The 25,670-nt window shown below is 63.7% G+C and carries 27 protein-coding genes; 13 read left to right on the forward strand and 14 right to left on the reverse strand.

Annotation, left to right across the window (positions count from 1 at the left end; all coding sequences use genetic code 11):
• Positions 1-43: 43 nt before the first annotated feature.
• The 6 genes from HBA54_RS18240 to rocF form a co-directional block, all read right to left on the reverse strand.
• Positions 44-1,024: a TAXI family TRAP transporter solute-binding subunit gene (locus tag HBA54_RS18240; protein ID WP_167227238.1), complete on the reverse strand. Its 981-nt coding sequence runs from the start codon at positions 1,022-1,024 to the stop codon at positions 44-46.
• Between the two features lie 212 nt (positions 1,025-1,236).
• Positions 1,237-1,413 (reverse strand): hypothetical protein, encoded by a 177-nt coding sequence (locus HBA54_RS18245; protein ID WP_167227240.1) that lies wholly within the window; start codon positions 1,411-1,413, stop codon positions 1,237-1,239.
• Positions 1,414-1,630: 217 nt separating this feature from the next.
• The gene (locus tag HBA54_RS18250; protein WP_167227242.1) at positions 1,631-2,710 is read right to left on the reverse strand and encodes a 3-deoxy-7-phosphoheptulonate synthase; all 1,080 of its coding nucleotides are present in this window, start codon (positions 2,708-2,710) and stop codon (positions 1,631-1,633) included.
• A gap of 357 nt (positions 2,711-3,067) precedes the next feature.
• The gene (gene nhaC, locus HBA54_RS18255; RefSeq protein WP_167227244.1) at positions 3,068-4,498 is read right to left on the reverse strand and encodes a Na+/H+ antiporter NhaC; all 1,431 of its coding nucleotides are present in this window, start codon (positions 4,496-4,498) and stop codon (positions 3,068-3,070) included.
• 76 nt (positions 4,499-4,574) lie between these two features.
• Positions 4,575-5,627: an ornithine cyclodeaminase gene (ocd, locus tag HBA54_RS18260; RefSeq protein WP_167227245.1), complete on the reverse strand. Its 1,053-nt coding sequence runs from the start codon at positions 5,625-5,627 to the stop codon at positions 4,575-4,577.
• Between the two features lie 10 nt (positions 5,628-5,637).
• On the reverse strand, positions 5,638-6,567 hold the full coding sequence (gene rocF / locus HBA54_RS18265; protein WP_167227247.1) for an arginase: 930 nt from the start codon (positions 6,565-6,567) through the stop codon (positions 5,638-5,640).
• Positions 6,568-6,689: 122 nt separating this feature from the next.
• On the opposite strand from rocF, the gene HBA54_RS18270 reads away from it, so the two are divergent.
• Positions 6,690-7,130, forward strand: a complete 441-nt coding sequence (locus HBA54_RS18270) for an Lrp/AsnC family transcriptional regulator (RefSeq protein ID WP_167227249.1) — start codon at positions 6,690-6,692, stop codon at positions 7,128-7,130.
• 29 nt (positions 7,131-7,159) lie between these two features.
• Here the strand turns inward: HBA54_RS18270 and HBA54_RS18275 are convergent, their stop codons facing one another.
• Positions 7,160-7,609, reverse strand: a complete 450-nt coding sequence (locus HBA54_RS18275; RefSeq protein ID WP_167227251.1) for a MarR family winged helix-turn-helix transcriptional regulator — start codon at positions 7,607-7,609, stop codon at positions 7,160-7,162.
• A gap of 80 nt (positions 7,610-7,689) precedes the next feature.
• Here HBA54_RS18275 and HBA54_RS18280 point away from each other — a divergent pair, with 80 nt between their 5' ends.
• Genes HBA54_RS18280 through HBA54_RS18290 form a run of 3 tightly spaced genes read left to right on the forward strand, consistent with a single transcriptional unit; the run spans position 7,690 to position 8,928 of the window.
• Positions 7,690-8,094, forward strand: a complete 405-nt coding sequence (locus tag HBA54_RS18280) for a VOC family protein (RefSeq protein WP_167227253.1) — start codon at positions 7,690-7,692, stop codon at positions 8,092-8,094.
• Positions 8,091-8,561, forward strand: a complete 471-nt coding sequence (locus HBA54_RS18285; RefSeq protein WP_167227255.1) for a VOC family protein — start codon at positions 8,091-8,093, stop codon at positions 8,559-8,561. The genes HBA54_RS18280 and HBA54_RS18285 overlap by 4 nt, the downstream gene beginning before the upstream one ends.
• A 13-nt stretch (positions 8,562-8,574) precedes the next feature.
• Positions 8,575-8,928 (forward strand): DUF1428 domain-containing protein, encoded by a 354-nt coding sequence (locus HBA54_RS18290; protein WP_167227257.1) that lies wholly within the window; start codon positions 8,575-8,577, stop codon positions 8,926-8,928.
• Between the two features lie 374 nt (positions 8,929-9,302).
• On the opposite strand, the gene HBA54_RS18295 is transcribed toward HBA54_RS18290, so the two are convergent.
• The 4 genes from HBA54_RS18295 to HBA54_RS18310 all read right to left on the reverse strand — a co-directional run bounded on the left by HBA54_RS18295 (position 9,303) and on the right by HBA54_RS18310 (position 13,199).
• Positions 9,303-9,632 (reverse strand): putative quinol monooxygenase, encoded by a 330-nt coding sequence (locus tag HBA54_RS18295; RefSeq protein WP_167227259.1) that lies wholly within the window; start codon positions 9,630-9,632, stop codon positions 9,303-9,305.
• A 97-nt stretch (positions 9,633-9,729) separates the two neighbouring features.
• On the reverse strand, positions 9,730-11,118 hold the full coding sequence (locus HBA54_RS18300) for a sigma-54-dependent transcriptional regulator (RefSeq protein WP_167227261.1): 1,389 nt from the start codon (positions 11,116-11,118) through the stop codon (positions 9,730-9,732).
• The gene (locus tag HBA54_RS18305; RefSeq protein WP_167227263.1) at positions 11,115-13,004 is read right to left on the reverse strand and encodes a sensor histidine kinase; all 1,890 of its coding nucleotides are present in this window, start codon (positions 13,002-13,004) and stop codon (positions 11,115-11,117) included. Before HBA54_RS18305 ends, HBA54_RS18300 begins: the two co-directional genes overlap by 4 nt.
• Before the next feature lie 12 nt (positions 13,005-13,016).
• A complete protein-coding gene (locus HBA54_RS18310) occupies positions 13,017-13,199 on the reverse strand; it encodes a DUF1192 domain-containing protein (protein WP_167227265.1) in 183 nt (60 codons plus the stop codon).
• A 164-nt stretch (positions 13,200-13,363) separates the two neighbouring features.
• Between HBA54_RS18310 and HBA54_RS18315 the strand changes: the two genes are divergently transcribed.
• From HBA54_RS18315 to HBA54_RS18325, 3 genes are all read left to right on the forward strand, one after another.
• Complete coding sequence (locus HBA54_RS18315; protein ID WP_205944741.1) at positions 13,364-14,368, forward strand: NAD(P)H-quinone oxidoreductase; 1,005 nt, start codon at positions 13,364-13,366, stop codon at positions 14,366-14,368.
• 193 nt (positions 14,369-14,561) lie between these two features.
• A complete protein-coding gene (locus HBA54_RS18320; RefSeq protein WP_205944742.1) occupies positions 14,562-15,209 on the forward strand; it encodes a DUF1013 domain-containing protein in 648 nt (215 codons plus the stop codon).
• Between the two features lie 128 nt (positions 15,210-15,337).
• Complete coding sequence (locus HBA54_RS18325) at positions 15,338-16,273, forward strand: DUF5996 family protein (RefSeq protein WP_167227269.1); 936 nt, start codon at positions 15,338-15,340, stop codon at positions 16,271-16,273.
• Positions 16,274-16,296: 23 nt separating this feature from the next.
• Here the strand turns inward: HBA54_RS18325 and HBA54_RS18330 are convergent, their stop codons facing one another.
• On the reverse strand, positions 16,297-17,211 hold the full coding sequence (locus tag HBA54_RS18330; RefSeq protein ID WP_167227271.1) for a LysR family transcriptional regulator: 915 nt from the start codon (positions 17,209-17,211) through the stop codon (positions 16,297-16,299).
• A 112-nt stretch (positions 17,212-17,323) separates the two neighbouring features.
• Here HBA54_RS18330 and HBA54_RS18335 point away from each other — a divergent pair, with 112 nt between their 5' ends.
• The 4 genes from HBA54_RS18335 (at position 17,324) to HBA54_RS18350 (ending at position 20,930) form a co-directional block, all read left to right on the forward strand.
• Positions 17,324-18,097: an aldo/keto reductase gene (locus HBA54_RS18335; RefSeq protein ID WP_167227273.1), complete on the forward strand. Its 774-nt coding sequence runs from the start codon at positions 17,324-17,326 to the stop codon at positions 18,095-18,097.
• Positions 18,097-18,342, forward strand: coding sequence for a putative antibiotic biosynthesis monooxygenase (locus HBA54_RS18340; RefSeq protein WP_167227275.1), 246 nt, complete (start codon positions 18,097-18,099; stop codon positions 18,340-18,342). The genes HBA54_RS18335 and HBA54_RS18340 overlap by 1 nt, the downstream gene beginning before the upstream one ends.
• A 2-nt stretch (positions 18,343-18,344) precedes the next feature.
• Positions 18,345-19,244 (forward strand): hydroxypyruvate isomerase family protein, encoded by a 900-nt coding sequence (locus HBA54_RS18345; protein ID WP_167227277.1) that lies wholly within the window; start codon positions 18,345-18,347, stop codon positions 19,242-19,244.
• Between the two features lie 123 nt (positions 19,245-19,367).
• Complete coding sequence (locus HBA54_RS18350; protein ID WP_167227279.1) at positions 19,368-20,930, forward strand: peroxidase family protein; 1,563 nt, start codon at positions 19,368-19,370, stop codon at positions 20,928-20,930.
• Here the strand turns inward: HBA54_RS18350 and HBA54_RS18355 are convergent.
• Both HBA54_RS18355 and HBA54_RS18360 read right to left on the reverse strand, forming a co-directional pair.
• Positions 20,927-21,718: an SDR family NAD(P)-dependent oxidoreductase gene (locus tag HBA54_RS18355; RefSeq protein ID WP_167227281.1), complete on the reverse strand. Its 792-nt coding sequence runs from the start codon at positions 21,716-21,718 to the stop codon at positions 20,927-20,929. The two genes, HBA54_RS18350 and HBA54_RS18355, sit on opposite strands and share 4 nt — an antisense overlap.
• Before the next feature lie 207 nt (positions 21,719-21,925).
• Entirely contained in the window at positions 21,926-23,818 is a 1,893-nt protein-coding gene (locus tag HBA54_RS18360) for a propionyl-CoA synthetase (RefSeq protein ID WP_167227283.1), read from the reverse strand.
• Positions 23,819-24,071: 253 nt separating this feature from the next.
• On the opposite strand from HBA54_RS18360, the gene HBA54_RS18365 reads away from it, so the two are divergent.
• Together HBA54_RS18365 and HBA54_RS18370 are read left to right on the forward strand one after the other, a co-directional pair.
• Positions 24,072-24,782 (forward strand): hypothetical protein, encoded by a 711-nt coding sequence (locus HBA54_RS18365; RefSeq protein ID WP_167227285.1) that lies wholly within the window; start codon positions 24,072-24,074, stop codon positions 24,780-24,782.
• A gap of 248 nt (positions 24,783-25,030) precedes the next feature.
• Positions 25,031-25,492, forward strand: a complete 462-nt coding sequence (locus tag HBA54_RS18370; RefSeq protein WP_167227287.1) for a GNAT family N-acetyltransferase — start codon at positions 25,031-25,033, stop codon at positions 25,490-25,492.
• Positions 25,493-25,670: the final 178 nt, after the last annotated feature.

The raw sequence follows: 25,670 nt of genomic DNA on the forward strand, positions 1-25,670 counted from the left end.
CGGCAAAGCAGGCGGCCCATATCTCACTATCAGGCAATGACGCTTAACTGCCGTGGATCATGTCAGCGGCAATTGAGGCGCCGTTCTCGTTGAACCACTTGGCCGCGCCCGGATGCCACTTCATAACTTCGTTCTTGTCCCAATTCTCGAGCAGTGTTGAGCGGGCGGCACGGTGGATGTTGACCATCCTCTCGTTGTCGGACATCACAACATTGACGGCCGCGTAAACAAAGTCTTCCGGCAAGTCGCAGTTCGCAATCGCGAAGTTCCACATCGATACCGAACGCGCGTTCTTTTCCAACGTGGTGTAGGTATCAGCCGCGATCTCGAAGGAGGAGACGGGGAAGGTTTCGAGAATTTTCCCCTGCTCTTCTTCCGTGAACTCGATGATGTTCACCTTGGTCTGCACTTCAAGCTGACTGACCGCAGGTACCGGCACACCGGCGGCAAAGGCAATCACATCAAGCAAGCCGTCCTGAAGCTGACCGCCCAGATCGGACCAACCGCCGTTCCGGCGCTCGAACTTTACACCCAGGGCCTCGATCATGCGGGGGAAGTAGGTATCTGACGTCGAGCCCGCCGGGCCGAAACCGATGCGGGCGCCTTCGGGAATGTCTTTGACGGATGCAATGCCGGAGGACGAAAGCGCGGTGATCGAGAAAGGCGTCTGGTACATCGGGAACATGGCACAGGCATTGGTCATCTGCAGGCCCGGGGCGATGGGATTCGTACCCTGGATCGACTCCGCCGCAGGACCCATGGTGGTCATGCCGAAGGCCGCATCGCCGGTATGCACCAACGCCATGTTCTGCATGGGTCCGCCGGTGACCTCGCCGCCACCCGAAATACCAAGCTCGTCCGCCACAAGGTTGGCCCAGCCGGAACCGTAGGCGAAGTAGGTTCCACCCTGCGAGGCCGTGCCGACGGTGAAGCTGTCCGGCCAGCCGGCGCGATCCTGGGCAAAGCCCGTCGTTGCGGTGAGGGCGATGGCAACGGCGGCGCCGGTGAATACCGTAAATCTCATTTCGAACTCCCTGTACTGATTTGCGCAGCTCTCAAGCTGAGCGTTTTGATTGATACGATCGCAGTAGTTATTAGTTCCCCGCGCCTCTATTTCAAGATGATCTGTGCTCGCGAACAACACTCTCCACCCACCAAGACGTGGTTCCGGGGGTTTGGCCTACCTCCAGGGACCGCTTCGTCCGGGGATCTTGGAGAAAGCGGCAAACGCGTCATTCAAAGCCGATGATCATCGAGCCGCGCAGCTTGGCGCTTGAAGTAAGGAGTCGGCGCCGGAGCGGTGGTTTTCCTGGAAGTAGCTTCCCCTTGCACCCGCGCCGCCAGGGTCGTCGCAACGGGCAGAGGCACAGCAAGAGCCACGGCGCCCGCCGTGGCAATCAGTTTGGTCTTCACTGGTTTCCTCCCGTTTTTTCTTGAGCCGCAGCGGGGCCGTCTATCCCAACACCGCCAGCCTGCTGTTCTGAGAGCAACAGCCGTGCCAGTTTCGCTGACTTTCGGCCCGATCAGACTAAGCCACTCATTCGCCTAGACAAGCTCCGCGAAAAACAGTGCTTGGGGCCGGCAGAATGTCACCCTGCCTACCCAAAACAAGGGCCTGGCGGGTAGATTCCTACACAACAAGCGCAAACCGCCCGGCCGCGACCCGGCGGCGTGCCGCAACGGCGTCGGCGAGCCCGCGCAAGACCCCGACCGAGGTGTCCCAGTCGATGCAGCCATCTGTCACCGATTGACCGTAGGTCAGCGGCCTTGCGTCCAGATCTTGACGCCCGGCGACCAGATTGCTTTCGATCAGGAGCCCGATGATGCGATCTTCGCCGCCGGCGATCTGGGCGGCGACATCCTCGGCCACCATCGGCTGATTCTCGGGCTTCTTGGCGCTGTTGGCGTGGCTGGTATCGATCATGGCCATGCCCCGCAGGCCAGAGGCTTCCGCCGTCCTGCAGGCGGCATCGACAGAAGCTGAATCGAAATTCGGCCTTACCCCGCCGCGCAGGATCATATGGCAGTCGGCGTTACCGGTGGTCGCGGCAATGGCGGCGCGCCCGTTCTTGGTCACCGCCATGAAGTGGTGGGGATGGGCTGCCGACTGGATGGCATCGACAGCGATCTTCACATCGCCCGCTGTACTGTTCTTGAAGCCGACGGGGCAGGACAGACCGGAAGCGAGTTCCCGGTGAACCTGGCTTTCCGTCGTGCGGGCACCAATGGCGGCCCAGCCGACCAGATCGGCAATGTATTGCGGCACGGTGGTGTCCAGGAACTCGCAGCCGACCGGAAGCCCCAGTTCGTTGATCTCCGCCAGCAGTCTTCGCGCCCGCCGGAGGCCCGTGTTGATATCGTAGGAGCCGTCAAGATGCGGGTCGTTGATCAGGCCTTTCCAGCCGATTGTGGTGCGCGGTTTTGCGAAATAGACCCGCATCACCACTTCCAGCCGATCCGCAAGATCGCGGCGGAGGGCGGCAAGGCGCCGCGCATAGTCCAGCGCCGCCACAGGATCATGGATCGAGCAGGGGCCGACGACCACCAGCAGGCGGTCGTCCTCTCCGTTCAGGATTTGATGGATCGCGGCGCGGGCATTCTGCGCCGTCCCGGCCGCAGGCGGGGTCAGGGGGATTTGGTCGAGGAGCGTCTCAGGCGAGACCAGCTCCCTTATTTCCTGGATTCTCAGATCATCGGTCAGTGTCGGCATCGTCGGGTTCCTTGGTCTGGCCCCCGGCGGCAACAAAAAAACCGCCAGAGAGCTGGCGGTTGGTTCGGTTCTTTGTCGATCTGCTGAATTCAGACCATACGTTCCCCTCCGTCCGCCTGAAGGCCCGGATAGCTAAAAAAGTACCAAAAAGTGGCGAACGCGTGGGTCATGCCTTTTCGAATACACGCCCCGGCTTGTCCTGTCACCTGCTTTTTTGCGACAGCGCGAGCGCGTCGTGGAGCACTCTCGGGCAGTTACCCGGGCCGACGAACGTCGTCCCCCATACAGTGACCCGGACCGTTTCCGGCACCCCGCCGGGCATTACTTCACGCCCGGCGGGGGTGTCTCCCGGCCGCGCTACTCGGCGGGGCTTGTGGCCGTGGCCGCTTCGCCTTCCGGGTCGCGTTTTTTGATGGTCCAGCCCATGACGCCGAAGACGATGGTCACGATGGGCGACATCCAGCAGAAGAAGTTGAACGGCAGATAGGCGATGGTCGCGACGCCCAGGGTTGCGGCCTGGAAGGCGCCGCCGGAATTCCACGGCACCAGGTTGGCGGTCACCGTCGCCGAGTCCTCCACCGCGCGCGACAGATTCTCCGGAGCCAGGCCGCGCTCGCGGTAGGCCGGCGCATAGGTGCGCGCGCCCATGACGATGGCCATGTACTGGTCGCAGAGGATCAGGTTGGCGGCGATGCAGGTCAGCACCGTGGAGGTGATCAGCGATCCGGTTGACTTGGCATATTGCAGGATCGTATCGGCAATCACTTTCAACTGGCTGGTCCGCTCCATCACGCCGCCGAACATCATCGCCACGATGATCAGGCTGATGGTGAAGAACATCGATTCCAGACCGCCGCGGCTGAGCAGGGAGTCGACGTCCTCAATGCCGGTCTCGGAACTGAAACCGCCGTAGGCGGCATTCGCCAGCGCCTCGTAGCCGGCCCCCTGAAGACCGATGGCGCAGACTGCGCCGGCCAGCACGCCCAGGGTAATGCCGGGAATGGCGGGCATCCTTTTATAGGAAACGAAGAGCACCACCAGCGGCGGCAGCAGCAGCACCGGGTTGATGACGAAGTTGCTGTCCAAGGTCGCCAGCACGGTTTCGATGCGCGCCAGATCGCCGCCGCCACCGCCATAGTTCAGCCCCAGCACGATCTCGATCACCAGCGTCAGCGCGAAGGTGACGCCGGTGGTGTAGGACATGTGCTTGATGTGGGTGAAGAGGTCCGTGCCGGCCATCGCCGGGGCCAGGTTGGTGGTGTCCGACAGCGGCGACATCTTATCGCCGAAGTAGGCGCCCGAGAGCACGGCGCCGGCGACGATGGGCAGCGGAAAGCCGAGGCCGGCCCCGATCCCCATCAAGGCAACACCGATGGTGCCGGCGGTGCCCCAGGAGGTGCCGGTTGCCAGCGAGGTGATGGCGCAGATCAATAGCGTCGCCGGCAGGAAGATCGACGGCGACATGAACTGCAGACCGTAATAGATCAGCGTCGGCACCACACCGGCCAGGATCCAGACCCCGATCAGGATACCGACCACCAGCAGGATGATCATCGCCGGCAGGGCGTTGGTGATGCCGCGGACCATGCCGTTCTGAATGTTCTGCCAGGAAAAGCCGCAGCGCAGCGCCACGATGCTTGAAACAATGACGCCGAGCAGCATCGGTATCTGCGGGTCGAGCCCGTAAACCACGATTGAAACGCTGATCCCGATGACCAGCGAGAAAAGCGAAATGATTGCTTCCCAGAGGTGAGGCAGGCGTGCGCCTTGTGGAATATCCGTCTTCATCGCATTTCCCCCACTTGGAGTCGTTCTTCGCTGACAGCGAGTTTGACTCTTTTTTTGTGTATTAGTGAACTCTTTCTTATTTTCCCGACCGTAAGAGCATGCCGAAGAGGTCGCGCGGGTCGTCCGGATCGGCGACCATGTCGAGATCCTGATAGAACCCGGTCTCTTTGATCCGCCCCCAGACGTAGCGCAGGGCGGAGAAGTCCTCGATGGCAAAGCCGACGCCGTCGAACAGGGTGATCTGGTTGTCGTTCACCCGGCCCGGCGCGGTGCCGTTGATCACCTGCCACATCTCGGTCACAGGAAAATCCTCGGGCATCTGCTGGATCTCGCCTTCGATGCGGGTCTGCGGCGGATACTCCACAAAGACCGTCGAGCGCGACAGGATGTCCCTATGCAGTTCGGTCTTGCCGGGGCAATCGCCGCCGATGGCGTTGATGTGAATCCCGGCGCCGACCATGTTGTCGGTCAGGATCGTTGCGTACTGCTTGTCGGCCGTGCAGGTCGTAATGATCTGCGCGCCTTCCATCGCCTCTTCCGGCGTTCTGCAGGCAGTCATACTCAAGCCGAACTTATCGAGATTCCGCATCGCCTTTTCCGTCGCCCGGCTGTCGATGTCGTACATCCGCAGCGTGTCGATCCCGCAGATCGCCTTCATCGCCAGCGCCTGAAACTCCGACTGCGCGCCATTGCCGATGACCGCCATGCAGCGCGCGCCTTTGGGCGCCAGATGTTTGGCCACCATTGCCGAGGACGCCGCTGTGCGCATCGCGGTCAGCACCGTCATCTCGCTCAGCAGTACCGGGTATCCGGTGCCGACTCTGGCAAGCAGGCCGAAGGCGGTGACGGTCTGCAGTCCGTCATGGATGTTCTTCGGGTGACCATTGACGTATTTGAAGCCATAGACCTCACCATCCGAGGTCGGCATCAGCTCGATGACGCCTTCTTCGGAGTGGCTGGCGACGCGCGGTGTCTTGTCGAACAGCTCCCAGCGCCGGAAGTCGTCTTCGATATAGTCGCCAAGGCCGCGCAGCATCGCCTCGATGCCGATGTAGTGCACCAGCTTCATCATGTTCTCGACACTGACGAAGGGCACAAAGGCCAGTTCCGACGGTTTGGGGGCAGTCATATCCTGTCCCTCAGAAAAAACTGGGGGTTTGGCGGTCGAAGACGCGGCGGCCCAGCAGGGATGCCGTCAGATCGACCATGAGGGAGGCGGTGCGGCCGCGCTCGTCCAGAAAAGGATTCAGCTCGGCAAGGTCCAGCGATGTCACGAGCTCCGATTCATGCAGGATCTCCATCACGTGATGGGCTTCGCGGAAGGTGGCCCCGCCGGGCACGGTCGTGCCGACAGCCGGTGCGATGGTCGGGTCGAGAAAGTCGACGTCCAGGGAGACATGCAGCATGCCGTTGGCGGCGGCGACCTTGTCCAGGAATGCCGACAGCGGTTTGGCAATGCCGTGCTCATCGATTACCCGCATGTCGATCGCCGACATCTCGCTGCCTTTGAGCATCTGCTTTTCGACCGCATCGACGGAGCGAAGGCCGATCATGCAGATGTTGCCGGCGGGCACCGCCTTGGGCATCGGCGGGAAGGCATCGAAGCCGTTCAGGCCGGAGATATAGCCCATCGGCGTGCCGTGCAGGTTTCCAGAATCCGTGGTCATCGGCGTGTGCAGATCGGTATGGGCATCCAGCCAGAGGATGAAGAGCGGACGGTCCTGTTCCAGGGCATGGGCGGCGATGCCGTGGACCGTGCCCATGGAGAGCGCATGGTCGCCGCCGAGGAAGATCGGAAAGCCGTCTGCAGCGGCGCGTTGGGCCACCGCACTCACCGCTTTGGCCCAGGCCACGGTTTCCGACAGGGAGTGCACAAGGCCATTGGCACAAGCCGTGTCGCTTTCCTCTGCGGGCGCGACGTTCCCCCAGTCGACGGCGCTGTGTCCCAGCTCCGTGACGGTCTCCGCCAGCCGCGCGGTGCGGTAGGCGTCGGGGCCCATCAGGCAGCCTTTTCGTTTTTTGCCGCTGTCGACGGGAACGCCGACCAGTATGCAGTTTCGCCTGTCCACTTGCTCTCTTTCCTCTCAAGCCGCCAGTCCAGATAGCATCTGACCAAAAAGGGTAGGAGAACAGCCTATTATTTGCATATAATGTAAAAGTTTCCGTCATATTGAAGGCATAAACATCCAAATTGGATAGCTACGATACGAAAATTATCGCGGAACTCCGGCGCGACGCCCGTATGTCGCTGTCGAGCCTGTCTGCCGCCGTCGGCCTGTCGCGGGTGACCGTGCGGACGCGGCTGAATCGCCTGATCTCCGACGGTACGATTGTCGGCTTCACCACCATTCTGGCCGACGATATGCAGGATCATCCGGTCCGCGGCCTGATGATGCTGGGCATCGAGGGGCGCGGCACGGACCGCATTCTGCGCAGCCTAGGCGGTTTCACCGCCGTGCAGGCGATCCACACCACCAACGGCAAGTGGGATCTGATTGTCGAACTGGGCACCGAGACGCTTGAAGTGCTCGACGGCGTGCTCGCCAAGATTCGTCGCCTGGAAGGCGTCGCCACCAGCGAGACCAACCTGCTGCTCGCCACCCGCATGACGACGCAGCTGCCGCGCAGGTGAGACCCGCTTGGCAGCGGCCGGCCCGATGACTACTGCGAGAATGACAGGGCAAGCAGATCGGCCCGCAGGACCGCCCCGTCTTTGTCGTGCAGAATCCGATCGACGCCGTCATGGGTTGAGCGCCAGAGGGGCACGGCCTGCACCAGCAGGTCACGCCCGGCATCGGTGAGCTGCAGACGGCGGCTGCGCCTGTCCTGCGGGTCCGGAGAAACCGTCAGCAGGCCGCGACGCTCCAGCGGTTTCAGGTTCGCCGTCAAGGTTGTCCGGTCCATCGCCAGCAGGTAGGCAACGTCACCGATCCTCGGCGCCTCCGGCCGGTTCAGCGAGACCAGTATCGAATACTGGCCGTTGGTCAGATCCACTGGCCGCAAGGCTTCATCGAAGCGCCGCCCGATCGCACGCGCAGCACGCTGAAGATGGAGACAGAGGCAGCGGTCGCGGACCTCATGGGTCACGCTCAAAGGTAGGTCGTCTCTCATGGTTTTCATTTTACGTTGACATCAACGTATATGTCAATTTATGGTTCGGATGCTGGCTCACAAAAAAAAGGCCCCCCGCCATGAACGTCTACATCAATCTGCCGGTTGCCGATCTTGAGCGTTCCCGCGCCTTTTTTAGCGATCTTGGTTTCGGCTTCAACGAGACCTTCAGCGACGAAACCGCGCTTGCGATGGAGATCGGCGGCAACTGCTTTGCCATGCTGCTGACCCACCAGAAGTTCGCGCCCTTCACACCGCGGCCCATTGCCGATGCAACGCAGACGACAGAGGTTCTGACGGCTCTGCAGCTCGACAGCCGCGAAGCGGTCGACCGCCTGGCAGACCTGGCTCTGGCAGGCGGCGGCGCAGAGGTCCGCGACACAGAAGATCACGGTTGGATGTACGGCCGCGCCTTCGCCGACCCGGATGGCCATATCTGGGAACCTTTCTGGATGAACCCCGAAACGATGAGCAAAAGTCAGTGACCGGGAAGCCAAAAGTCCGCACCTGCCTCTGGTTCGACGATCAGGCAGAGGAAGCAGCAGACTTCTACGTCTCCCTGCTGCCGGACAGTCGTATCGAGTCAGTTCAACAGGTCGACCCGACGGGGCCGACGCAGGTCATTGAGTTCACGCTGTCGCGCGCGCCCTACAGCGCATTGAATGGCGGGCCGATGTTCAAGCCTACGCCGGCGGCCTCCATCGCGGTAATGACCAAGGATCAGGCTGAGACCGACGACCTCTGGGAGAAGCTGATTGCGGACGGCGGCGCGGAAAGCATGTGTGCCTGGCTGACCGACAGGTTCGGCGTCTCCTGGCAGATCGTGCCGGAAGTACTGCCGCGCCTTCTGACCGCAAGCGACAAAGCCGCAGCGGTGCGGGCGCGCGACGCCATGATGACCATGCGCAAAATCGATATCGCCGCGCTGGAAGCGGCGTTCAACAACAGATAAAGGAGGAACCGCAATGACCTACGTGGACGGATGCGTGCTGGCAGTACCGACAGCCAACCGGGAAGCTTATCAAAAGCATGCCGAAGAAGCGGCTGTCGTGTTCAAGGACCATGGCGCGCTGAAACTTGTGGATTGCTGGGGCGACGACGTGGCGGACGGCGAGGTCACATCTTTTCCCATGGCGGTGAAGTGCCAAGCGGATGAGACCGTCTGCTTTTCCTGGATCCTCTGGCCCTCGCGGGAGGCGCGAAACGCCGGCATGGAGAAGGTCATGGCCGATCCACGCCTTCACCCCGACAACAACCCCATGCCCTTCGACGGCAAGCGGATGATTTTCGGCGGCTTTGAGATCATCGTCGACGCATAGCGCGTTTTCGACTTACGTCGAATCGGTTCCAGCCCGCTCCCCCGCCCGGCCACCCCCGAAACAACCCAGGGGGCGATTATCCTGGTGGATAGCTGGGCGGGGGAGCGGGCTAGAGCAGATCCCGGTCGGATAGAATCGGCGCTGTAGAGTCACCCCGGGGCGATCCATCGACCGGGTGAATCTGCTCTAACTGTTTGATAGCGATCGGATTCACATGTTTTGACGGAACCACTTCGTGGTTGCGCCAAAACATGATCCGATCTAGTGCCGTAAAAAACGTGAAAGAGTCTAACGCATGCGAGCCGGCGGCGGGGCATCAGCAGCCCGTCAGCCTCGGGATATCAAAACCCTCAATGGCTCGGAAGGGAACAATCCTATGGCGACGTATAGGGTACGTAAGGCATACGCTCCCGCTTCGCAGATCGTGGCAGGAGTTCCTCAATCGCCTCTTTGAAATGCTTCGTCGCCTGGTGCTCGGCCCACGCTTTCTCATCTCTGTAGAGTTCAAACAGAAAGAACTGCAGCGGATTTGTTGGAGAGCGATAGGGCAGGAAAAGCTTCACGCCAGGTTCGGCCATGGTAGGTTCAACCAAGCTCTCCAAGATTGCGGCGACCGCCTCGCCCTGGTCTTCTTTGGCTTCTATGTTGATGGCCACGACGAAGCCGTCATTGAGCTCGCCGGGTGTAAAACTGATTTCTTGCATGGACACACCCCTTAGTTCGTCCGCGTGACGACACGACAGATTATACCATGCCGAAAAGACAAAATGCTTTGATCATGGTCGAAATGTTGATGCTCCCCTACCTTTCCTCGCGCACCAGGAAATCCTCGCGCCTGAGACCGTGGCGCTGGAGTTTGTCGTAGAGGGTTTTCCGCGACAGGCCGAGGGTCTCGTAGGTGGCTTTCAGGCTGCCGCCCTGGCGGCGCAGCTCGGCTTCCAGGATCGCTTTCTCCACCGCTTCGAGACGGCCGGCGAGCGGCCCCTCCCCCGGCGGTTCTACAGCCTCCGCGCCCTCCGGCAGGGTGACACCCAGCCCTGCGGCGCCGGGCACCTTTGCCCCCAGCCCTAAAACGAAACGGTCGGCGGCATTGCGCAGTTCGCGCACGTTGCCCGGCCAGTCGTAGGCCAGCAACGCCGCAAGCTGACGGTCGTCGAGATCGGGAATCTCATGGCGGTAACGGGCCCGGGCCTCGCGCGCCAGGTGATGAAACAGCAGGGGAATGTCCTCGCGGCGCTCACGCAGCGGCGGTATCTGCAGCGCCACGACATTGAGGCGGTAGTAGAGATCCTCACGGAAACGCCCCTCGCGGCAGGCTTCAAGCAGGTCCTGCTTGCTGGCGGCGATAAAGCGCAGATCAAGCGCGATCGATCTGTTGGACCCCAGGCGTTCGATGCTGCGCTGTTCGATGGCGCGCAGCAGTTTCACCTGAAGATCGAGCGGCATGGACTCGATCTCGTCCAGCAGCACCGTGCCGCCGTCGGCGAATTCCAACTTGCCGATGCGCTGCTTCTGGGCGCCGGTGAAGGCCCCGGCCTCATGGCCGAACAGCTCACTCTCGATAATCTCCGCCGGCAGGGCGCCGCAGTTGATGGCAACGAAAGGCCCCTGGGCGCGCGGTCCGAAATCGTGCAGGGCGCGGGCCACCACCTCCTTGCCGCTGCCGGTCTCGCCGGAGATCAGCACGTCGGCATCGGTCTGCGCCAGCGCCCGCAACTGCTCACGCAACTGCTCCATGCCCGCGCTGCGGCCGACCAGACGGGCATCCAGCCCGCCGCCGGTTTCCAGCTCTTCGCGCAACGCACGGTTTTCCAGCACCAGGCGGCGCTTTTCCATTGCCCTCGCCACCACGCTGGCCAGGTGCGAGGTGTCGAAGGGCTTTTCGATGAAGTCGTAGGCGCCGGCGCGCATAGCTTCGACCGCCAGGGGGACATCGCCGTGACCGGTCACCAGAACCACCGGCAGGGCCGGATCGATTTCCAGGGCGCGGCGCAGCAGAGTGAGGCCGTCCATATCCGGCATGGTGATATCGGTCACCAGCACGCCGTAAAGCGCGCGGCTGAGCTGGGCCTCGGCCTGGCGGGCGGCAGCGAAGCAGGTCACCGGATGGCCGCAGAGTTCCAGGCCCTGCTTCACCGCGTGGCGCAGCGGTTCCTCGTCGTCGACGAAAAGAACGCGTCCTTCCGTCATGCCGGCTCAAGCACGGTTTCGGGCAGCGGCAGCAGTGGCAGATCCACGACAAAGACGGCACCGCCACCTGGATGATTTTCGGCCCGGATCGAACCGCCGAAATCCCTGACGATGTTGTAGGAGATCGAAAGACCCAGGCCGAGACCCTTGCCGACGTCCTTGGTGGTGAAGAAAGGGTCGAAGATGCGCGCGACCTGTTCCCGGTCGATGCCGGGACCATGATCGCGCAGCGAGACGATCACACGCTCACCCTTCTCCACTACGGTGATCTCGATCCGCGGGTGCTCCTGGTTTTCCATGGCATCCAGGGCATTGGAAACCAGGTTCAGGATGACGTGCTGCAGGCGCACCCGGCCGGCGCGGACCTGCAGGCCGCGGTCCGGCTGCTCCAGGGAAACGACGGCCCCGGCACGCTCCAGACGGATGCGCAGAAAACTCAATGTGTCGTCCAGCACCTCCGACAGCACCAGGGGCCGCAGTTCGCGGCGCGGCTTGCGCGCGAAGGTCATCAGGTGCTTGCTGATTTCAGCCATGCGCGCCGTCAGATCTCTGATCCGCTGCAGGTTCTCGCCCGCTTCGCCATGGCGGTCCCGCTCGATCAGCAGCCGGGCGTTGTCGGCGTAGGAACGTATCGCCGCCAGCGGCTGGTTGAATTCGTGGCTGAGCGCCGCCGACATCTGGCCCAGCGCCGCCAGCTTGCCGGCCTGCACCAGATCGTCCTGGGCCTGGCGCAGATCCGCCTCGGCTGCCTGGCGCTCGCCGATCTCCCGCTCCAGGCGGACGTTGGCCGTGGTCAGGTCCGCCGTACGCTCCTCCACCCGCTGCTCCAGTTCCTCCGATGCCCGCCGCTGGTAGGCGATGCGCTCAACAAAACGGCTGCGCCTTTGCCACACCAGGGCGGCGACCAGAAACGTAATGAGACAGGCCAGCGCCGCCATCAGCGTTGCCGTGATGCTTTGCGAGCGGGCCAGTTGGGTCGAGGCCAATACAGAGACGGTCCAGCCGGCCTCTGGCATCGCCCGCGACACCATGAGGTACTCGGCGCTATCGGAAACTCCTGTCTCGCCGGCGATGCGAATAAGGTGCGGGCCGGGACCGGCGCGGTCTTGCGCGACGACATCCAGGGGCCGCAGGTCGACGGACTGATAGCGGCGGCTTTCGGCAATCGCCTGCAAGGCCGCCTCGTCCAGAGGCGCCAGGCTGCGAAACCGCCAGTCGGGATAGCTGGAAACGAAGATGACACCGTGCGGGTCGGTGACGATGACCTTCTCCTCGTCGGCGGTCCAGGCGGCTTCGATATCCGTAAGGCTGACTTTCACCACCACCGCGCCCAGGATCTCGCGGTCACGGAACACCGGCGAGGCGAAGTAATAACCCCGCCTGCCCGACGTCGTCCCCAGTGCAAAAAAGCGCCCGAGGCGCCCCTGCATGGCTTCCCGAAAATAGGGCCGGTAGCTGAAGTTGTGGCCGACAAAGGGCCGGTCGCTGTCCCAGTTGCTGGCGGCGAAGGTCAGGCCCTCGGCATCCATGAAATAGGTGTCTTCGGCCCCGGTCAGAAGACTGACCGTTTTGGTCAGCTCGTTGGCGCGCCGCAGAGCTTCGTCATCCAGGGGCGCCTGGAAAAAGGCGGCGACCTCGTCATGCAGGGCCAGCAATTTGGGAACCGACTGATACTTGCCCAGCGCTCCGTCCAGGTTGCTGTTGTAGAGGTCCAGTTTGGCGGCGGCGCGAACCTGGGTCTGGTCGAGGAACAGGTCGGAAGACCAGTACCAGGTGAGCGCCAGGACCAACGCCGTCGCCGATAGGGCGGCGGCAAGACCGATGACCAGCCCGCGCCGGCGCAGCGCGCCATCCTGTCCCACTATCTTTTGGCGATGATCGCCCACGCGCTCGAAACCCTAGCTCTTGAAAAAGGAGTCGGCGCCGGAGAGATAGCTTTTCTTACTGTCGATCTTCGCCTGCACCCGCGCCGCCTCGGCCTGCAGCTCGGCCAGATATTCCTCAAGCTGATCGATGCCCAGGCTGTCCAGATCCCGGGGCTTGGGCTTCTTGTTTCTCGGTTCCAGGTCTTCGATATCCATACTGCCTCACTCCCTCGCCGCTTCCCCGCGGCTGTCTTGGCTTCCTGCGGCCTTGGCTTCCTGGGGCCGCGGCCGCTTGATTTTTTGCCCCTGCACTATACTAACTCCCCCGGTCGAATGCGATTCCTCCTCAAAAGCCGCCAACACACCAATGGAGCCCTGAGATGAGCCAAAACCTGCCGGAAACCATGACCGCCATCGAAATCAGCGCGCCCGGCGGCCCGGAGGTTCTGGTCCCGACGACCCGGCCGGTGCCCCAGGCGGCAGCGGGCGAGGTGCTTATCCAGATCGCCGCTGCCGGGGTCAACCGGCCCGACGTGCTGCAGCGCCTCGGCGGCTATCCGCCGCCGCCCGGCGCCTCCGACATTCCGGGGCTGGAAATCGCCGGCAGCATTGTGGCGCTGGGCGAAGGGGTCTCCGGCCTCTCCCTGGGCGACAAGGTAACCGCCCTGGTGACCGGCGGCGGCTATGCCCAGTACTGCGCCGCCCCGGCGGTCCAGTGCCTGCCGATCCCCAGGGGCTTCGATATGAAGCAGGCGGCCGCCCTGCCGGAGACCTTTTTCACCGTCTGGGTGAATGTCTTCGAGCGTTCGGGCCTGAAACCGGGGGAAAGTTTCCTGGTCCACGGCGGCACCTCGGGCATCGGCACCACGGCGATCCAGCTCGCCAAAGCCCTGGGCAGCCGGGTCTTCGCCACCGCCGGCTCCACCGAAAAAGTAAAGGCCTGCGAAGACCTGGGCGCCGAGCGCGGCATCAACTACCGCGAGGAGGATTTCGTCGCCGTGGTCAAGGAAGCCACCGGCGGCAAGGGCGTCGACGTGGTCCTGGACATGGTCGGCGGCGACTACATCCAGCGCAATTTCAAGGCCATGGCGCCGGACGGACGGCTCAGCTTCATCGCCTTCCTCGGCGGCTCCAAGGCCGAAATCGATTTTACCTCGGTCATGCTGAAGCGGCTCACCATCACCGGATCGACGCTCAGGGCCCGCCCGGTGGAATTCAAGGCCGGGATCGCGGCAGCCTTGCGGGAAAAGGCCTGGCCGCTGCTGGAGTCCGGGCAGATCGGGCCGGTTATGGCCGCCGATTTCCCGCTGGAAGAGGCGGCAAAAGCCCATGCCCTGATGGAGTCCAGCAGCCATATCGGCAAAATCGTGCTGACAAACGGCTAGAGTTCCGGCATGGCAGTTTCGGCGCGGCGATTCCGGCGGAAAACCTGGAAAAAAGCCTGACACAGCGAAATTCGCGATTGGTGGCTTTATTCCGGCTTGGCGGGGGCCTATATTCGGTCTATTCCCACGACGGCAAGATTAGGCCGCCGGCCGGGGCGCAGGGCACTGCGCCGGTCGGAAGAGAGGAGGATTGATGTCTTTACCGCTGATGCCGAAGGCGACCGCTGTCTGGTTGATCGACAATACCGGCCTGGCTTTCGAACAAATCGCCGATTTCTGCGGTCTGCACATCCTGGAGATCCAGGGCATTGCCGACGGCGAGGTCGCCATGGGGATCCAGGGCATGGATCCGGTCACATCGGGTGAGCTGACGCGCGACGAGATCGTCCGCTGCGAAGCCGACCCCAAAGCCAGGCTGAAAACCGCCAAAAGCGACCTGCCACAGCCGGTCAAGCGCACCAAAGGGCCGCGTTACACGCCGGTCGCCAAGCGCCAGGACAAGCCGGACGGGATCGCCTGGCTGGTACGCCATCATCCGGAGTTGAAAGATTCCCAGATCGCCCGGCTGATCGGCACCACCAAGACCACGATCCAGGCGGTGCGCGAACGCACCCACTGGAATTCGCCCAACATCCGCCCGCGCGATCCCGTGCTGCTGGGCCTCTGTGGCCAGGTCGACCTCAATGCCGCGGTCGAAAAGGCCCGCAAGGCGGCCGAGAAGGCCGGCATCACCCTGCCCAAGCCGGAGATCGAGCCGGAAGCCCCGCCGCCCATGGCCAGCGAGCCTTCGGACAATCCGTTCTCGCTGGAGAATTTCGGCCTGCCCAAGAGCGGTCACTAACGGGAGCGGCCACTGGGGTGTGAAAGCTGCGGGCAGGGCCCGCAGCTTTATGACAGTTCAGCGAATTTACCGCTGCTTTGCGTGCTGCGGGCTCGCAACTGCAGGCCGACTTTCCTATATCTACGGCCATGACCAAATGGCCTGACATTCCCTACAGCCGTTGGCAGCCGAGCGGCGCCAGCCTGCACATGTGGACGCAGATTGTCGGCAAGTTCCGCCTGGCGCAGACCCCCTGGATCAATCATTCCTGGCAGGCAACCTTCTACGTCAGCGGGCGGGGGCTGAACTCTTCGCTCATCCCGGGCGAAGGCTGCAGCTACGACATCACCTTCGACTTCATCGATCATCAACTGAAGATCGATACCACCGATGGCCGGCAGCAGGCCTTCGCGCTGGAGCCGATGTCCGTCGCCGCCTTTCATGAGCGCTTCCTGACGGCCCTGTCCAAGCTCGGCGCGCCGAGCGACATTCATCACGCGCCCAACGAAGTCCCAGATCCGGTCCCGTTCCGCGAACAGACCGGGCCCGGCGCTTACGACCGCGATGCGGTGTGGGATTTCTGGCAGGCGCTGGTGGCCGTCGACGCGGTCTTCAAACGTTTTCGCACCGGTTTTCTCGGCAAGGTAAGCCCGGTGCATTTTTTCTGGGGCAGCTTCGACTTGGCCGTGACCCGCTTCTCCGGCCGTCCGGCCCCGCTGCACCCCGGCGGCTTTCCCGCCCTGCCCGATACGGTCACCCGGGAAGCCTACTCCCATGAAGTGAGCTCCGCCGGCTTCTGGCCCGGCGGCGGTGGCATCGACTACCCGGCGTTCTATTCCTATGCCTATCCGATGCCGGACGGCTTCGGCGACAGAGCGGCGGAACCGACAGAGGCCTTCTTTCAAAAAAACCTCGGCGAATACGTTCTGCCCTACGATGCGGTACGCCAGGCCGCCGATCCGGAAGCGGCCCTGATGTCGTTTCTGCAAACGACCTATCGGACAGCCGCCGATCTGGCGCAGTGGGAAAGGGAAAAGCTGGAAGCCGATCTGGGCGTGCCGCGGGTGCCGCGCCGCATCGACTGACGACGAAGCAATGGGCGATCGGACTAAATGCCGTCGATACCCGGAATGGCCGATACGGCTTCCGCCATGTGGTCGATCAGCAGCTTCAGCCGCCGGGTCTGCCGGCGCGACGGCAGGTAGGCGGCGTTGATCGTCAGAGGCTTCGCCCGCCAGCCCGGCAAAACGTCGATAAGATCGCCCGCCTTCAGTTCCCCTTCGACGAACCAGCGCGGCATGACCGCGTAGCCGATCCCAAGCTGGGCCGCCTTATGGGCCGCAAAGATATTGTTGGTCGCCAGCGCGACGCTTGCATCGACAGTCTCGACAGTCCCATCGGCCCGGGTCAGGGGAATGCTGGCGGCCTCGAAAGGCGCCAGCGCCGCACAGGGCAGTTCGGCAAGATCCGCCGGCGCTGAAATACGGCGGCCCTTTATCAGATCCGGGGCGGCCACGACGAGCCGCTCGACCCGCCCGAGGGAACGGACCACCAGGGTCTCGTCCGGCACCGGGCCGACCTTGATCCAGAGGTCACAGCCGATTTCGGCGAAACGGATGGTCTCGTCTTCCAACAGCCAGGTGATGGAAACCCCGGGCTGGGCCTGCTGGAACCGCAACACCGCCTCGGCAAGGTGGAGTTGGCCCAGGGCCACCGGCGCGACCACCTTCAGCTTACCGCGCACCTGGCTTTCTTCCCCGGCAAAGCGCTCGGCCAGGGCGTCCCAACCCTCGATCAGCACCCGGGCCTCGGCAAGACAGTCCTGACCGGCTTGGCTCAGCGAGAGCGAATGGGTGGTGCGCTGAACAAGCTGCACGCCCAGCCCCTCCTCCAGGGCCTTCAACTGACGGCTGGCCGAGGCCTGGGAGAGCCCGAGATCGCGCGCCGCCGCAGAGATCGAGCCGCGTTCGGCGATCCTTGCGAAGGTGCTCAAGAGCCCCAGCCGGTCCAAAGCCTTACTCATACGCAATACGTATATATAATATCCACTTAAGTCGTCTACCGGAAAGACTGCTCCGGCGTCATCTTCCTTCTTGAACGCGGCCTGAGCCGCCAACCCGAGAGGAAGCGAAAAGATGGCCAAGATTTCAAAAACCTACGCTTTGGGCGGCGATACCCAGGTCAACCGCCTCGGCTACGGCGCCATGCGCCTCACCGGCCAGCCCGGCAACTTCGGGCCCTATGCGGATTGGGAGGGCGGCCTCACCCTGCTGCGCCGCGCGGCCGATCTGGGCGTGACCTTCTTCGACAGCGCCTGGGCCTATGGCCCGGAGACGGCAGACCGGATTGTCGGCGAAGCCCTGGAGGGCCGGGACGTCGTGCTGGCCACCAAGGGCGGCGTCGACAAGCCGGAGCCCGGAAGAATCGTCATCGACGGGTCCCGCGACACGCTGCTGCGCCAGATCGACAAGGCCTTGATCAACCTGCGCCGGGACCGGATCGACCTGTTCCAGCTGCATCGCGTCGATCCGAACACGCCGATCGAGACGTCGGTGTCAGCCCTGGCCGAGGCGCAGGCCGACGGGCGCATCCGCCACATCGGCCTGTCCAATGTCTCCCGCGAGGAACTGGACCGTGCCCTCGGCGTTGCCCCCATCGCCTCTGTGCAGAACCGCTTCAACATGGCCGAGACCGACCAGGCCGATCTGGTCGACTACACGGCGGAACAAGGCATTGCCTTCATTCCCTACGGACCGCTCGGCGCCAACCCGATGCGCCAGGGCGCGACGTTGGAAGCCCGCGAAGCTCTGGCCTGGCTGCTGCAGCGCGCGCCCAACATCGTCGTCATCCCCGGCACCACATCCCTTGCCCATCTCGACGAAAACCTCGGCGCCTGGGACTTGGTGTGATGCTTCTCAATCGGACACCGAAGATGAAACCGAACCGCCACAAGATGGCCCTGCTCACCTGGCTCGTCGTCTACCCGCTGATCACGACGCTGCTCGCCCTGTTGGAGCCGCTGGTCGGGAGCCTCGCCCTGCCGCTGCGCACGCTGCTGCTCAGCGCGATCATGGTACCGGCGATGGTCTACCTCGCTCTGCCCTTCGTCACCACGCGTCTGAACGGCTGGCTGACCGCAACGAAGGAGACATAGCGATGCTCGACAGTCCCGAATCGATCCAGGCTCAAATCGAGGAGAACCCCAACTTGTTGCAGACTCCGACATTCGCTTTGACCTATGCACCGCACCTGGGGCTGCTGAACCCGAATACCGGTATGTTCCGTCACCACGCCGGCGCAGACCCCGTCGATCAGGTAACCTTCATGGCGGAGCAGGGCTTCACCGCTATGGAAGACAACTGGATGAAGGTCCGCGACATCGGTGTCCAGGAACGCGTCGGCCGCGAACTCACGCGCCAGGGCATGCGCATGGGCGTAATCGTCAATACCATGGTCTACGATCGCCCGACCTTCGTCCTGGACGACCGCAACGAGCGCGAGCGCCTGATGCAGGAGGTTCGGGAGACCGCCGAAGTGGCGCGCCGGGTCGGGGCCACCTATGTCACCACACTTTCCGGCACCGCCCACCCTTCCCTACCCCGCGACTACCAAACCGCGAACATGATCGAGAACTTGAAATGGGCGGGCGAAGTGGCCGCCGAAGAAGGCCTTATCCTGGCGTTGGAGCCGATCAACCATAAAGGCTGGCCCGGCACCTTCATGACCGAGGTCGGCCATGCCCATCTGATCGCCAGGGCCGCCGGCCTGCCGTCGGTCAAGGTCCTCTATGACTTCTGGCATCAGCAGATCCACGGCGGCGACCTGATCGCCAACCTGGACCTGGCCTGGGACGAAATCGCCTATGTCCAGATCGCCGACAATCCCGGCCGCGTGCAGCCGGGCCTGGGCGAGATCAACTATGGCCCGATCCTGCAGCGTCTGGCCGAACGCGGTTTCGACGGCATCGTCGGACTGGAGTTTGAGAATGCTCAACCCGGCAAGGCCGGCGAACTGGCCGTGATCGAGGCTCTCCACGCCATCGATCCGCGCGGATAGGCCGACTGCGACGTGGGATTTGCCACATACCGGTCCATTGCCTGCGCGCTAAAGCACTGAGCGTCGCGATGTTGGAGGACGCAGAGAGGGATCTGCGGACATCCGCCAGAAGGGGAGAGTGATATGGCCGGGGAGTCGTTTGGCACCAGGGCGAAGAACTGGTTGGTCAAGAAGGGCCTGAAGGCCGTCGTCGCGGTGCCGCCGCTGCACCGGCGACTGAATCGAAAACTCATCAATTCCTATGCCTCGGCGACGCGCATCCGCCCCAGGCCGTTCTCCATGGCCGCCGACTACACCACCTGGCGCGGCCTGACCGACCGCCGCTATTCCGGGCGGCATCTGCCCGAAGCGCGCAGCTACAACGCCGGGCTGCCGCCGCTCGACCAGGTGGATGCCCTTTTCAAGAAGACCGAAGACCGGCGCGCGACCGACACCAGCCTGCTGTTTCCCTTTTTCGCCCAGTGGTTCACCGACAGCTTCCTGCGCACCAAGTGGAAGAAGCCGGAGGCGCAGGACTTCGCCGAGAACGAGAGCAATCACGAGATCGACCTCTGCCAGATCTACGGTGTCGGCGAAGAGCAGACCCGCATGCTGCGCTCCGGCGAAGGCGGGCGGCTGAAGAGCCAGACCCTCAACGGCGAAGAGTTTCCGGTTTTCCTGTTCGAGGAGACGGCGGAAGGCCTGACCCTCAAGCCGGAGTTCGACGGCCTCTACACACCGGACAATTTTATGCGGGTCTTCCACAAGGCTTCCGACAGCCACAAGAAGAACGCCTTCGCGGTCGGGCTGGAACATGGCAACTCCACCGTCGGCAACACCGTCATGAACACCTTGTTCCTGCGCGAACACAACCGCATCGCCGGCGTGCTCGCCAAGGCCCATCCGGGCTGGGGCGACGAGCGCCTGTTCCAGACGGCGCGCAACGTCTGCATCGTCATCCTGTTGAAGATCGTGATCGGCGACTACATCAAACACATCGCCCCGGTGGACTTTCCGCTCATGGTCGTTCCCGGCATGGCGGAGAAAGAACACTGGTACCGCACCAACTGGATCGCGGTTGAGTTCGCCCTGCTCTACCGCTGGCACGATCTGATTCCCGCGACCGTCACTTTCAACGGCGAGACCGGCGATGCCGCGACGCTGCGGCACAACAATGCCCTGGTCATGGACCTGGGCGTGGAGAAGGTCTGCCGCGATGCCTCGCGCCAGCTTGCCGGTAAAATCGGCCTCCAAAACACGCCGGATTTCCTGCTGGCAATGGGCGTGAAGAAGCACAGCGTCCAGATGGCCCGCGCCTGCGCCCTGGCCCCCTTCAACGACTACCGCCGGCACTACGGCAAGGAACCGGTGCGGTCTTTCGAGGCGCTGACCGGCGACCCGGCCCTGGCGCGGAAGCTGGAAGCGCTCTACGGCTCCATCGACAGGCTGGAATGGTTCGTCGGCATCTTCGCCGAAGCCTACGGCGAGAGCGACATGATGGGCGAACTGCTGAAGATCATGGTGGCCAACGACGCCTTCACCCAGGCGCTGACCAATCCCCTGCTCGCCGTGGCGGTCTACAACGCCGATACCTTCGGCGCCGAAGGCCTGGAGATCATCGAGAAGACGAGCACCCTGGCCCAGGTCGTCGCCCGCAACACAGCGCTTCAGGACGAAGCCGGCGTCGGCTTCAAGATCCGCGGCTAATCCTTCACCGGCACGGTGTAGTTCATGCCCAGGCGGCCGCCGTCGGCGTAGATGGTCTGGCCGGTGATGTAGCTGGCGTCGGATGACGCCAGGAAGACGGCGACCTTGCCCATCTCCTCCGGCTCGCCCAGGCGGCCCATGGGGGTGCGCGACATCAGCCGGTTCCAGGCCGCCGGGTCGTTGTTCACGGCGCTTACCATGGGCGTGTTGATGGAGCCCGGCCCGACGCCGTTCACCCGGATACCGTGATCGGCCAGGGCCAGCGACATCACCTTGGTCAGCTGGTTCACCCCGCCCTTGGCAACGCAGTAGGGCGTGATGGAGGGAATCGCCACTACAGCATTGATCGAGGACATGTTGACGATGGACCCCGCCGTGCCGTCGGGGCGCGGGCCCTGTTTCACCATCTGGCGCGCCGCGGCCTGGCCGCAAAGAAAGACGCCCTTCAGGTTCACCCGGATCACCGCGTCGAAGTCCTCTTCGCTGAATTCCAGGAAGTCGCCGCCCTTGACGATACCGGCATTGGAAACCATGCAGTCGAGACGCCCGAAGGCCGCCACGGTAGAATCCACCAGGGCATCCACCACCGCCTTGTCGCCGACATCGCAGTGAATGAAGACCGCTTCCGCCCCCGCCGCCTGAAGCTGCTCCGTTGCCTCCTCACCCGCCGTCTGATCCACATCCGACAGCACGACCTTGGCCCCTTCGGCCGCGAACTGCCGGGCGCAGCCCAACCCGATCCCCGAGGCCGCGCCGGTCACGACAACGACCTGATCCTTTACCCGCATCTCTAAAGATCCCCTTGTTGGCTTTGGCGGGCCGCCAAAACCTTTCACCTTGCCCGCCCCGCCCTTCGAGACGCGATCCCGCGGCTCGCTCCTCAGGGTGAGGCTCTCAATTCCACCTCATCCTGAGGAGGGCGAAAGCCCGTCTCGAAGGATGAAGCAACCGCACCACCAGGCGGCCTGCCGTTCTACTCCCGGCCTTATAGCGTCTCAACCGGCTTTCGGGTATCCGATACCGGCCAGCGTTTCCTTGATTTCGTCCAGAATGGCCGGGTCGTCGATGGTCGCCGGCGGTTTGAATTCCTCCCCGTCGGCGATCTTGCGCATGGTGGCGCGCAGGATCTTGCCGGAGCGTGTCTTGGGCAGGCGCTGTACCACGGCGGCGGACTTGAAAGCCGCCACCGGGCCGATGCGGTCGCGCACCATCTGCACCACCTCCTGCGTCACCGCGCCGTCACCGGCCCCCGCCTTCAGCACGACAAAGCCGACCGGCAGTTGGCCCTTCAGGGTATCGGCCACGCCGATCACCGCGCACTCGGCCACGTCGGGGTGGGCGGCCAGCACCTCCTCCATCGCGCCGGTGGAAAGGCGATGCCCGGCGACATTGATGATGTCGTCGGTGCGCGCCATGACGTGGATATAGCCGTCCTCGTCGATGATCCCGGCATCGCCGGTTTCGTAGTAGCCGGGGTAGTTGGCGAGGTAGGAATGGAAGTAGCGCTCCTTGGCGTTCCACAGCGTTGGAAAGGTGCCCGGCGGCATCGGCAGCTTGCCGGCCAGGGCGCCGATGGTGCCGGCCGGCACCTCGTGACCCTCGGCATCCAGCACCCGGAGGTCCCAGCCCGGCGTCGGCCGGGTGGGCGAACCGGCCCTGACCGGCAGCAGCTCGATGCCCAGGCAGTTGGAAGCGATGGCCCAGCCGGTTTCGGTCTGCCACCAGTGATCGATCACCGGCACCCCGAGCTTTTCCTCGGCCCAGGTCAGGGTATCGGGATCGCAGCGTTCGCCGGCCAGGAAGAGGGCGCGGAAATGGCTGAGGTCGTACTTGCCGATATGCTCGCCTTCCGGGTCCTGCTGGCGGATCGCGCGAAAGGCCGTCGGCGCGGTGAACAGGCTGACCGCCTTGTGCTGGCTGATCACCCGCCAGAAGGCGCCCGGGTCCGGCGTGCCCACCGGCTTGCCCTCATAGAACAGCGTGGTCGCGCCGTGTAGCAGCGGGGCATAGACGATATAGGAATGCCCGACCACCCAGCCGACGTCGGAGGCCGACCAGTACACCTCCCCCGGGTCGATGTTGTAGATGTTCTTCATCGTCCACTTCAGCGCCACCGCATGGCCGCCGTTGTCGCGCACGATGCCCTTGGGCTGGCCGGTGGTGCCGGAGGTGTAGAGGATGTAGAGCGGGTCGGTCGCGGCGACCGGCACCGGCCCGTGAGGTTCCGCTGCCGTCATCACGTCGTCCCAATTCTCGTCGCGGCCGTCGACCAGATCGGCCGCCACCTGCGGGCGCTGCAGGATCAGGCAGAAGTCCGGCTTGTGGGCCGCCATGTCGATGGCCGCATCCAGCAGCGGCTTGTAGGCGATGACCTTGGCCACCTCGATCCCGCAGGAGGCGGAGACAATGGCCTTGGGCGTCGCGTCGTCGATGCGGGTTGCCAGTTCGTTGGCGGCGAAGCCGCCGAAGACCACGGAGTGGACGGCGCCCAGGCGGGCGCAGGCCAGCATCGCCACCGCCGCTTCCGGCACCATGGGCATGTAGACGATGACCCGGTCGCCCTTGCCGACACCGCGGGCCGCCAGGGCGCCTGCGAAGCGCGCCACCTGGTCCTGCAGTTCGGTGTAGGTGATGGTGCGGACCGTATCGGTGACCGGGCTGTCATAGATGATCGCCGCCTGCGCGCCGCGGCCGTTCTTCACATGGCGGTCGACGGCATTGTAGCAGGTGTTCAACTCGCCGCCGGCAAACCAGCGGTAATAGGGCGGATCGCTGTCGTCGAGGACCCTGTCCCATCTGGTAACCCAGTCGATGTCCTCGGCCGCCGCCGCCCAAAAGGCTTCGGGATCGGCCTGAGCGGCCTGATAAACCTCGTCGTAACGCCCCATGATGCTTCCGCTCCCCGGATGACAAACCGCTCGTGACGCCCAGTTTTTTTATTGTTCTGCTTTGGCCCAAGCATAAGCGCCAAACCGTGGAAACGAAAGCCCGTCCAAAGCGGCCTAGGGGCTGAAGCCGCCTGCGACAAAACGACCGGGGGCGGCGGTTTTCCTCGAAACCCCAATCCCGAGTTCCCAGGTCAGGTATGCCGACAGGACGTCGGTAAAACTGGGCCAACGAACGACAAAAAAGGATCGTCTCTTGCGTCACCTCCCCTACCTCGTGGGCGGCTTCATGCTGCTGCCGCTGCTGATCTGGCTGGTTCTCTGGTTGGTGTTCTTCCCCGGGCCCAAGCACGGGCTGGACGTGCCCCTGACGGCGGCGATGCTGGCCACCTCCATGCCGCTGGTGCTGTGGTTCTTCCTGGCCAACCTGGGTTTCCTCGCCAACTCCATCGGCGGCGCCAACGAATACGACAAGCCACGTCAGGGCCTGGTGCGGGGCATCGTCGCGCTGCTGCCGTCCTCGGCCCTGATCATCGGGCTGCTCAGCCTGCCGGTGCTGTTTCTCCAGGGGCAGCCGACGGCGCTGCTGGGCCTGCCGCTGCTCACCGGCGTGATCATCTTCTTTGCCATCCGCCACGGCGAAAACGCCCGCGGGACCGACCGGGCCCGGTCGGTGCAGAGGACCCCGGCGGAGAGCGCCCCCGTCATGGAAAGGCACGACGCCCCGAGCGTCCTGCAGCAGGCCGCCGGCCTCACCCTGCGCTTGATATACGCCGTGCCGCTGGCCGGCTGGCTCATCGAGGATGCGGTGAAGGGCCGCGAGAGCGCCAAGCTGTTCTTCGCCCTCAACTGCCTCTTCGCGCTGCTCGCCGCCATCGCCGTCTTCGGCTATCCGGTCCTCATCGTCTTCGCGCTCGTCATGGTGCCGGTGGTCTTCGCCGGCATCTTCTGGACGACACGGGCATAAGCCGCCTGCGATATCGTTGCGTGATCCGTGGGGAAGCCCCTTCACCCCGACCCTCTCCCACGGAGGGGAGAGGGGGAACCCAAAAGGGCCGCTGAAAAACCCTCTCCCCTCTGTGGGAGAGGGAGGGGCCCGCGCAGCGGGAGGGTGAGGGGCGTCCCGCGCAAGCGGGAAGACATGAGAGGCGCCAGCCTGCTTGTGATCGCCCGATCACCTTCTTAGACTTCCCGGCTTCAACAAAGGGAGGCGGTATGTCCGGAAATCTCGTCGTGCGCCCCGTCGCGCGTGAAGACCACACCCAGTGGCTGCCGCTCTGGGACGGCTACAACGCCTTCTACGGCCGCAGCGGCGCCACGGCGCTGCAGCCGGAGATCACCGCCATGACCTGGGTGCGTTTCTTCGACCCCTATGAGCCGGTCCACGCCCTGGTCGCCGAGCAGGACGGGAAGCTCCTTGGCCTCACCCACTACCTCTATCACCGCAGTACGACGATGATCGAGGCCAACTGCTACCTGCAGGATCTTTTCACCACGCAGGACGCACGCGGCCAGGGCGTCGGCCGCGCCCTCATCGAGGCGGTCTACCGGGAGGCCAAGGCGGCCGGCGCTACGCGGGTCTACTGGCTGACCCACGAAACCAACGAGACGGCGATGAAGCTCTACGACAAGGTCGCGGAGAAGTCGGGCTTCCTGGTCTATCGCCAAGAGCTTTAGGCTATCCGGAAACATCCAGATCCGCACCTGCCATGGATGCCCGGGTCAAGCCCACTGGTGTCCGGTTTAGATTTGGTGGACTGAGCGCACGGTGTTGATTCTACTGGTGTCCAAGCGTTTGGCGACGTCCTGGGACACGAGAAAGGAACAACACCGTGCGCCACCACAATAGCGTTTT

Source organism: Pelagibius litoralis, assembly GCF_011683915.1.
Classification (GTDB): Bacteria; Pseudomonadota; Alphaproteobacteria; order Kiloniellales; family Kiloniellaceae; genus Pelagibius; species Pelagibius litoralis.

Bases quoted from the DNA above. Each gene is read 5' to 3' on its own strand.
- HBA54_RS18350 (WP_167227279.1), top strand. From the start codon at position 19,368: ATGGCCGGGGAGTCGTTTGGCACCAGGGCGAAGAACTGGTTGGTCAAG.
- HBA54_RS18345 (WP_167227277.1), top strand. From the start codon at position 18,345: ATGCTCGACAGTCCCGAATCGATCCAGGCTCAAATCGAGGAGAACCCC.
- HBA54_RS18295 (WP_167227259.1), bottom strand. From the start codon at position 9,632: ATGCAAGAAATCAGTTTTACACCCGGCGAGCTCAATGACGGCTTCGTC.
- HBA54_RS18355 (WP_167227281.1), bottom strand. From the start codon at position 21,718: ATGCGGGTAAAGGATCAGGTCGTTGTCGTGACCGGCGCGGCCTCGGGG.
- HBA54_RS18335 (WP_167227273.1), top strand. From the start codon at position 17,324: ATGGCCAAGATTTCAAAAACCTACGCTTTGGGCGGCGATACCCAGGTC.
- HBA54_RS18330 (WP_167227271.1), bottom strand. From the start codon at position 17,211: ATGAGTAAGGCTTTGGACCGGCTGGGGCTCTTGAGCACCTTCGCAAGG.
- HBA54_RS18370 (WP_167227287.1), top strand. From the start codon at position 25,031: ATGTCCGGAAATCTCGTCGTGCGCCCCGTCGCGCGTGAAGACCACACC.
- HBA54_RS18280 (WP_167227253.1), top strand. From the start codon at position 7,690: ATGAACGTCTACATCAATCTGCCGGTTGCCGATCTTGAGCGTTCCCGC.
- HBA54_RS18360 (WP_167227283.1), bottom strand. From the start codon at position 23,818: ATGGGGCGTTACGACGAGGTTTATCAGGCCGCTCAGGCCGATCCCGAA.
- HBA54_RS18340 (WP_167227275.1), top strand. From the start codon at position 18,097: ATGCTTCTCAATCGGACACCGAAGATGAAACCGAACCGCCACAAGATG.
- HBA54_RS18290 (WP_167227257.1), top strand. From the start codon at position 8,575: ATGACCTACGTGGACGGATGCGTGCTGGCAGTACCGACAGCCAACCGG.
- nhaC (WP_167227244.1), bottom strand. From the start codon at position 4,498: ATGAAGACGGATATTCCACAAGGCGCACGCCTGCCTCACCTCTGGGAA.
- ocd (WP_167227245.1), bottom strand. From the start codon at position 5,627: ATGACTGCCCCCAAACCGTCGGAACTGGCCTTTGTGCCCTTCGTCAGT.
- HBA54_RS18250 (WP_167227242.1), bottom strand. From the start codon at position 2,710: ATGCCGACACTGACCGATGATCTGAGAATCCAGGAAATAAGGGAGCTG.
- HBA54_RS18315 (WP_205944741.1), top strand. From the start codon at position 13,364: ATGAGCCAAAACCTGCCGGAAACCATGACCGCCATCGAAATCAGCGCG.
- HBA54_RS18320 (WP_205944742.1), top strand. From the start codon at position 14,562: ATGTCTTTACCGCTGATGCCGAAGGCGACCGCTGTCTGGTTGATCGAC.
- HBA54_RS18310 (WP_167227265.1), bottom strand. From the start codon at position 13,199: ATGGATATCGAAGACCTGGAACCGAGAAACAAGAAGCCCAAGCCCCGG.
- HBA54_RS18300 (WP_167227261.1), bottom strand. From the start codon at position 11,118: ATGACGGAAGGACGCGTTCTTTTCGTCGACGACGAGGAACCGCTGCGC.
- HBA54_RS18240 (WP_167227238.1), bottom strand. From the start codon at position 1,024: ATGAGATTTACGGTATTCACCGGCGCCGCCGTTGCCATCGCCCTCACC.
- HBA54_RS18275 (WP_167227251.1), bottom strand. From the start codon at position 7,609: ATGAGAGACGACCTACCTTTGAGCGTGACCCATGAGGTCCGCGACCGC.
- HBA54_RS18325 (WP_167227269.1), top strand. From the start codon at position 15,338: ATGACCAAATGGCCTGACATTCCCTACAGCCGTTGGCAGCCGAGCGGC.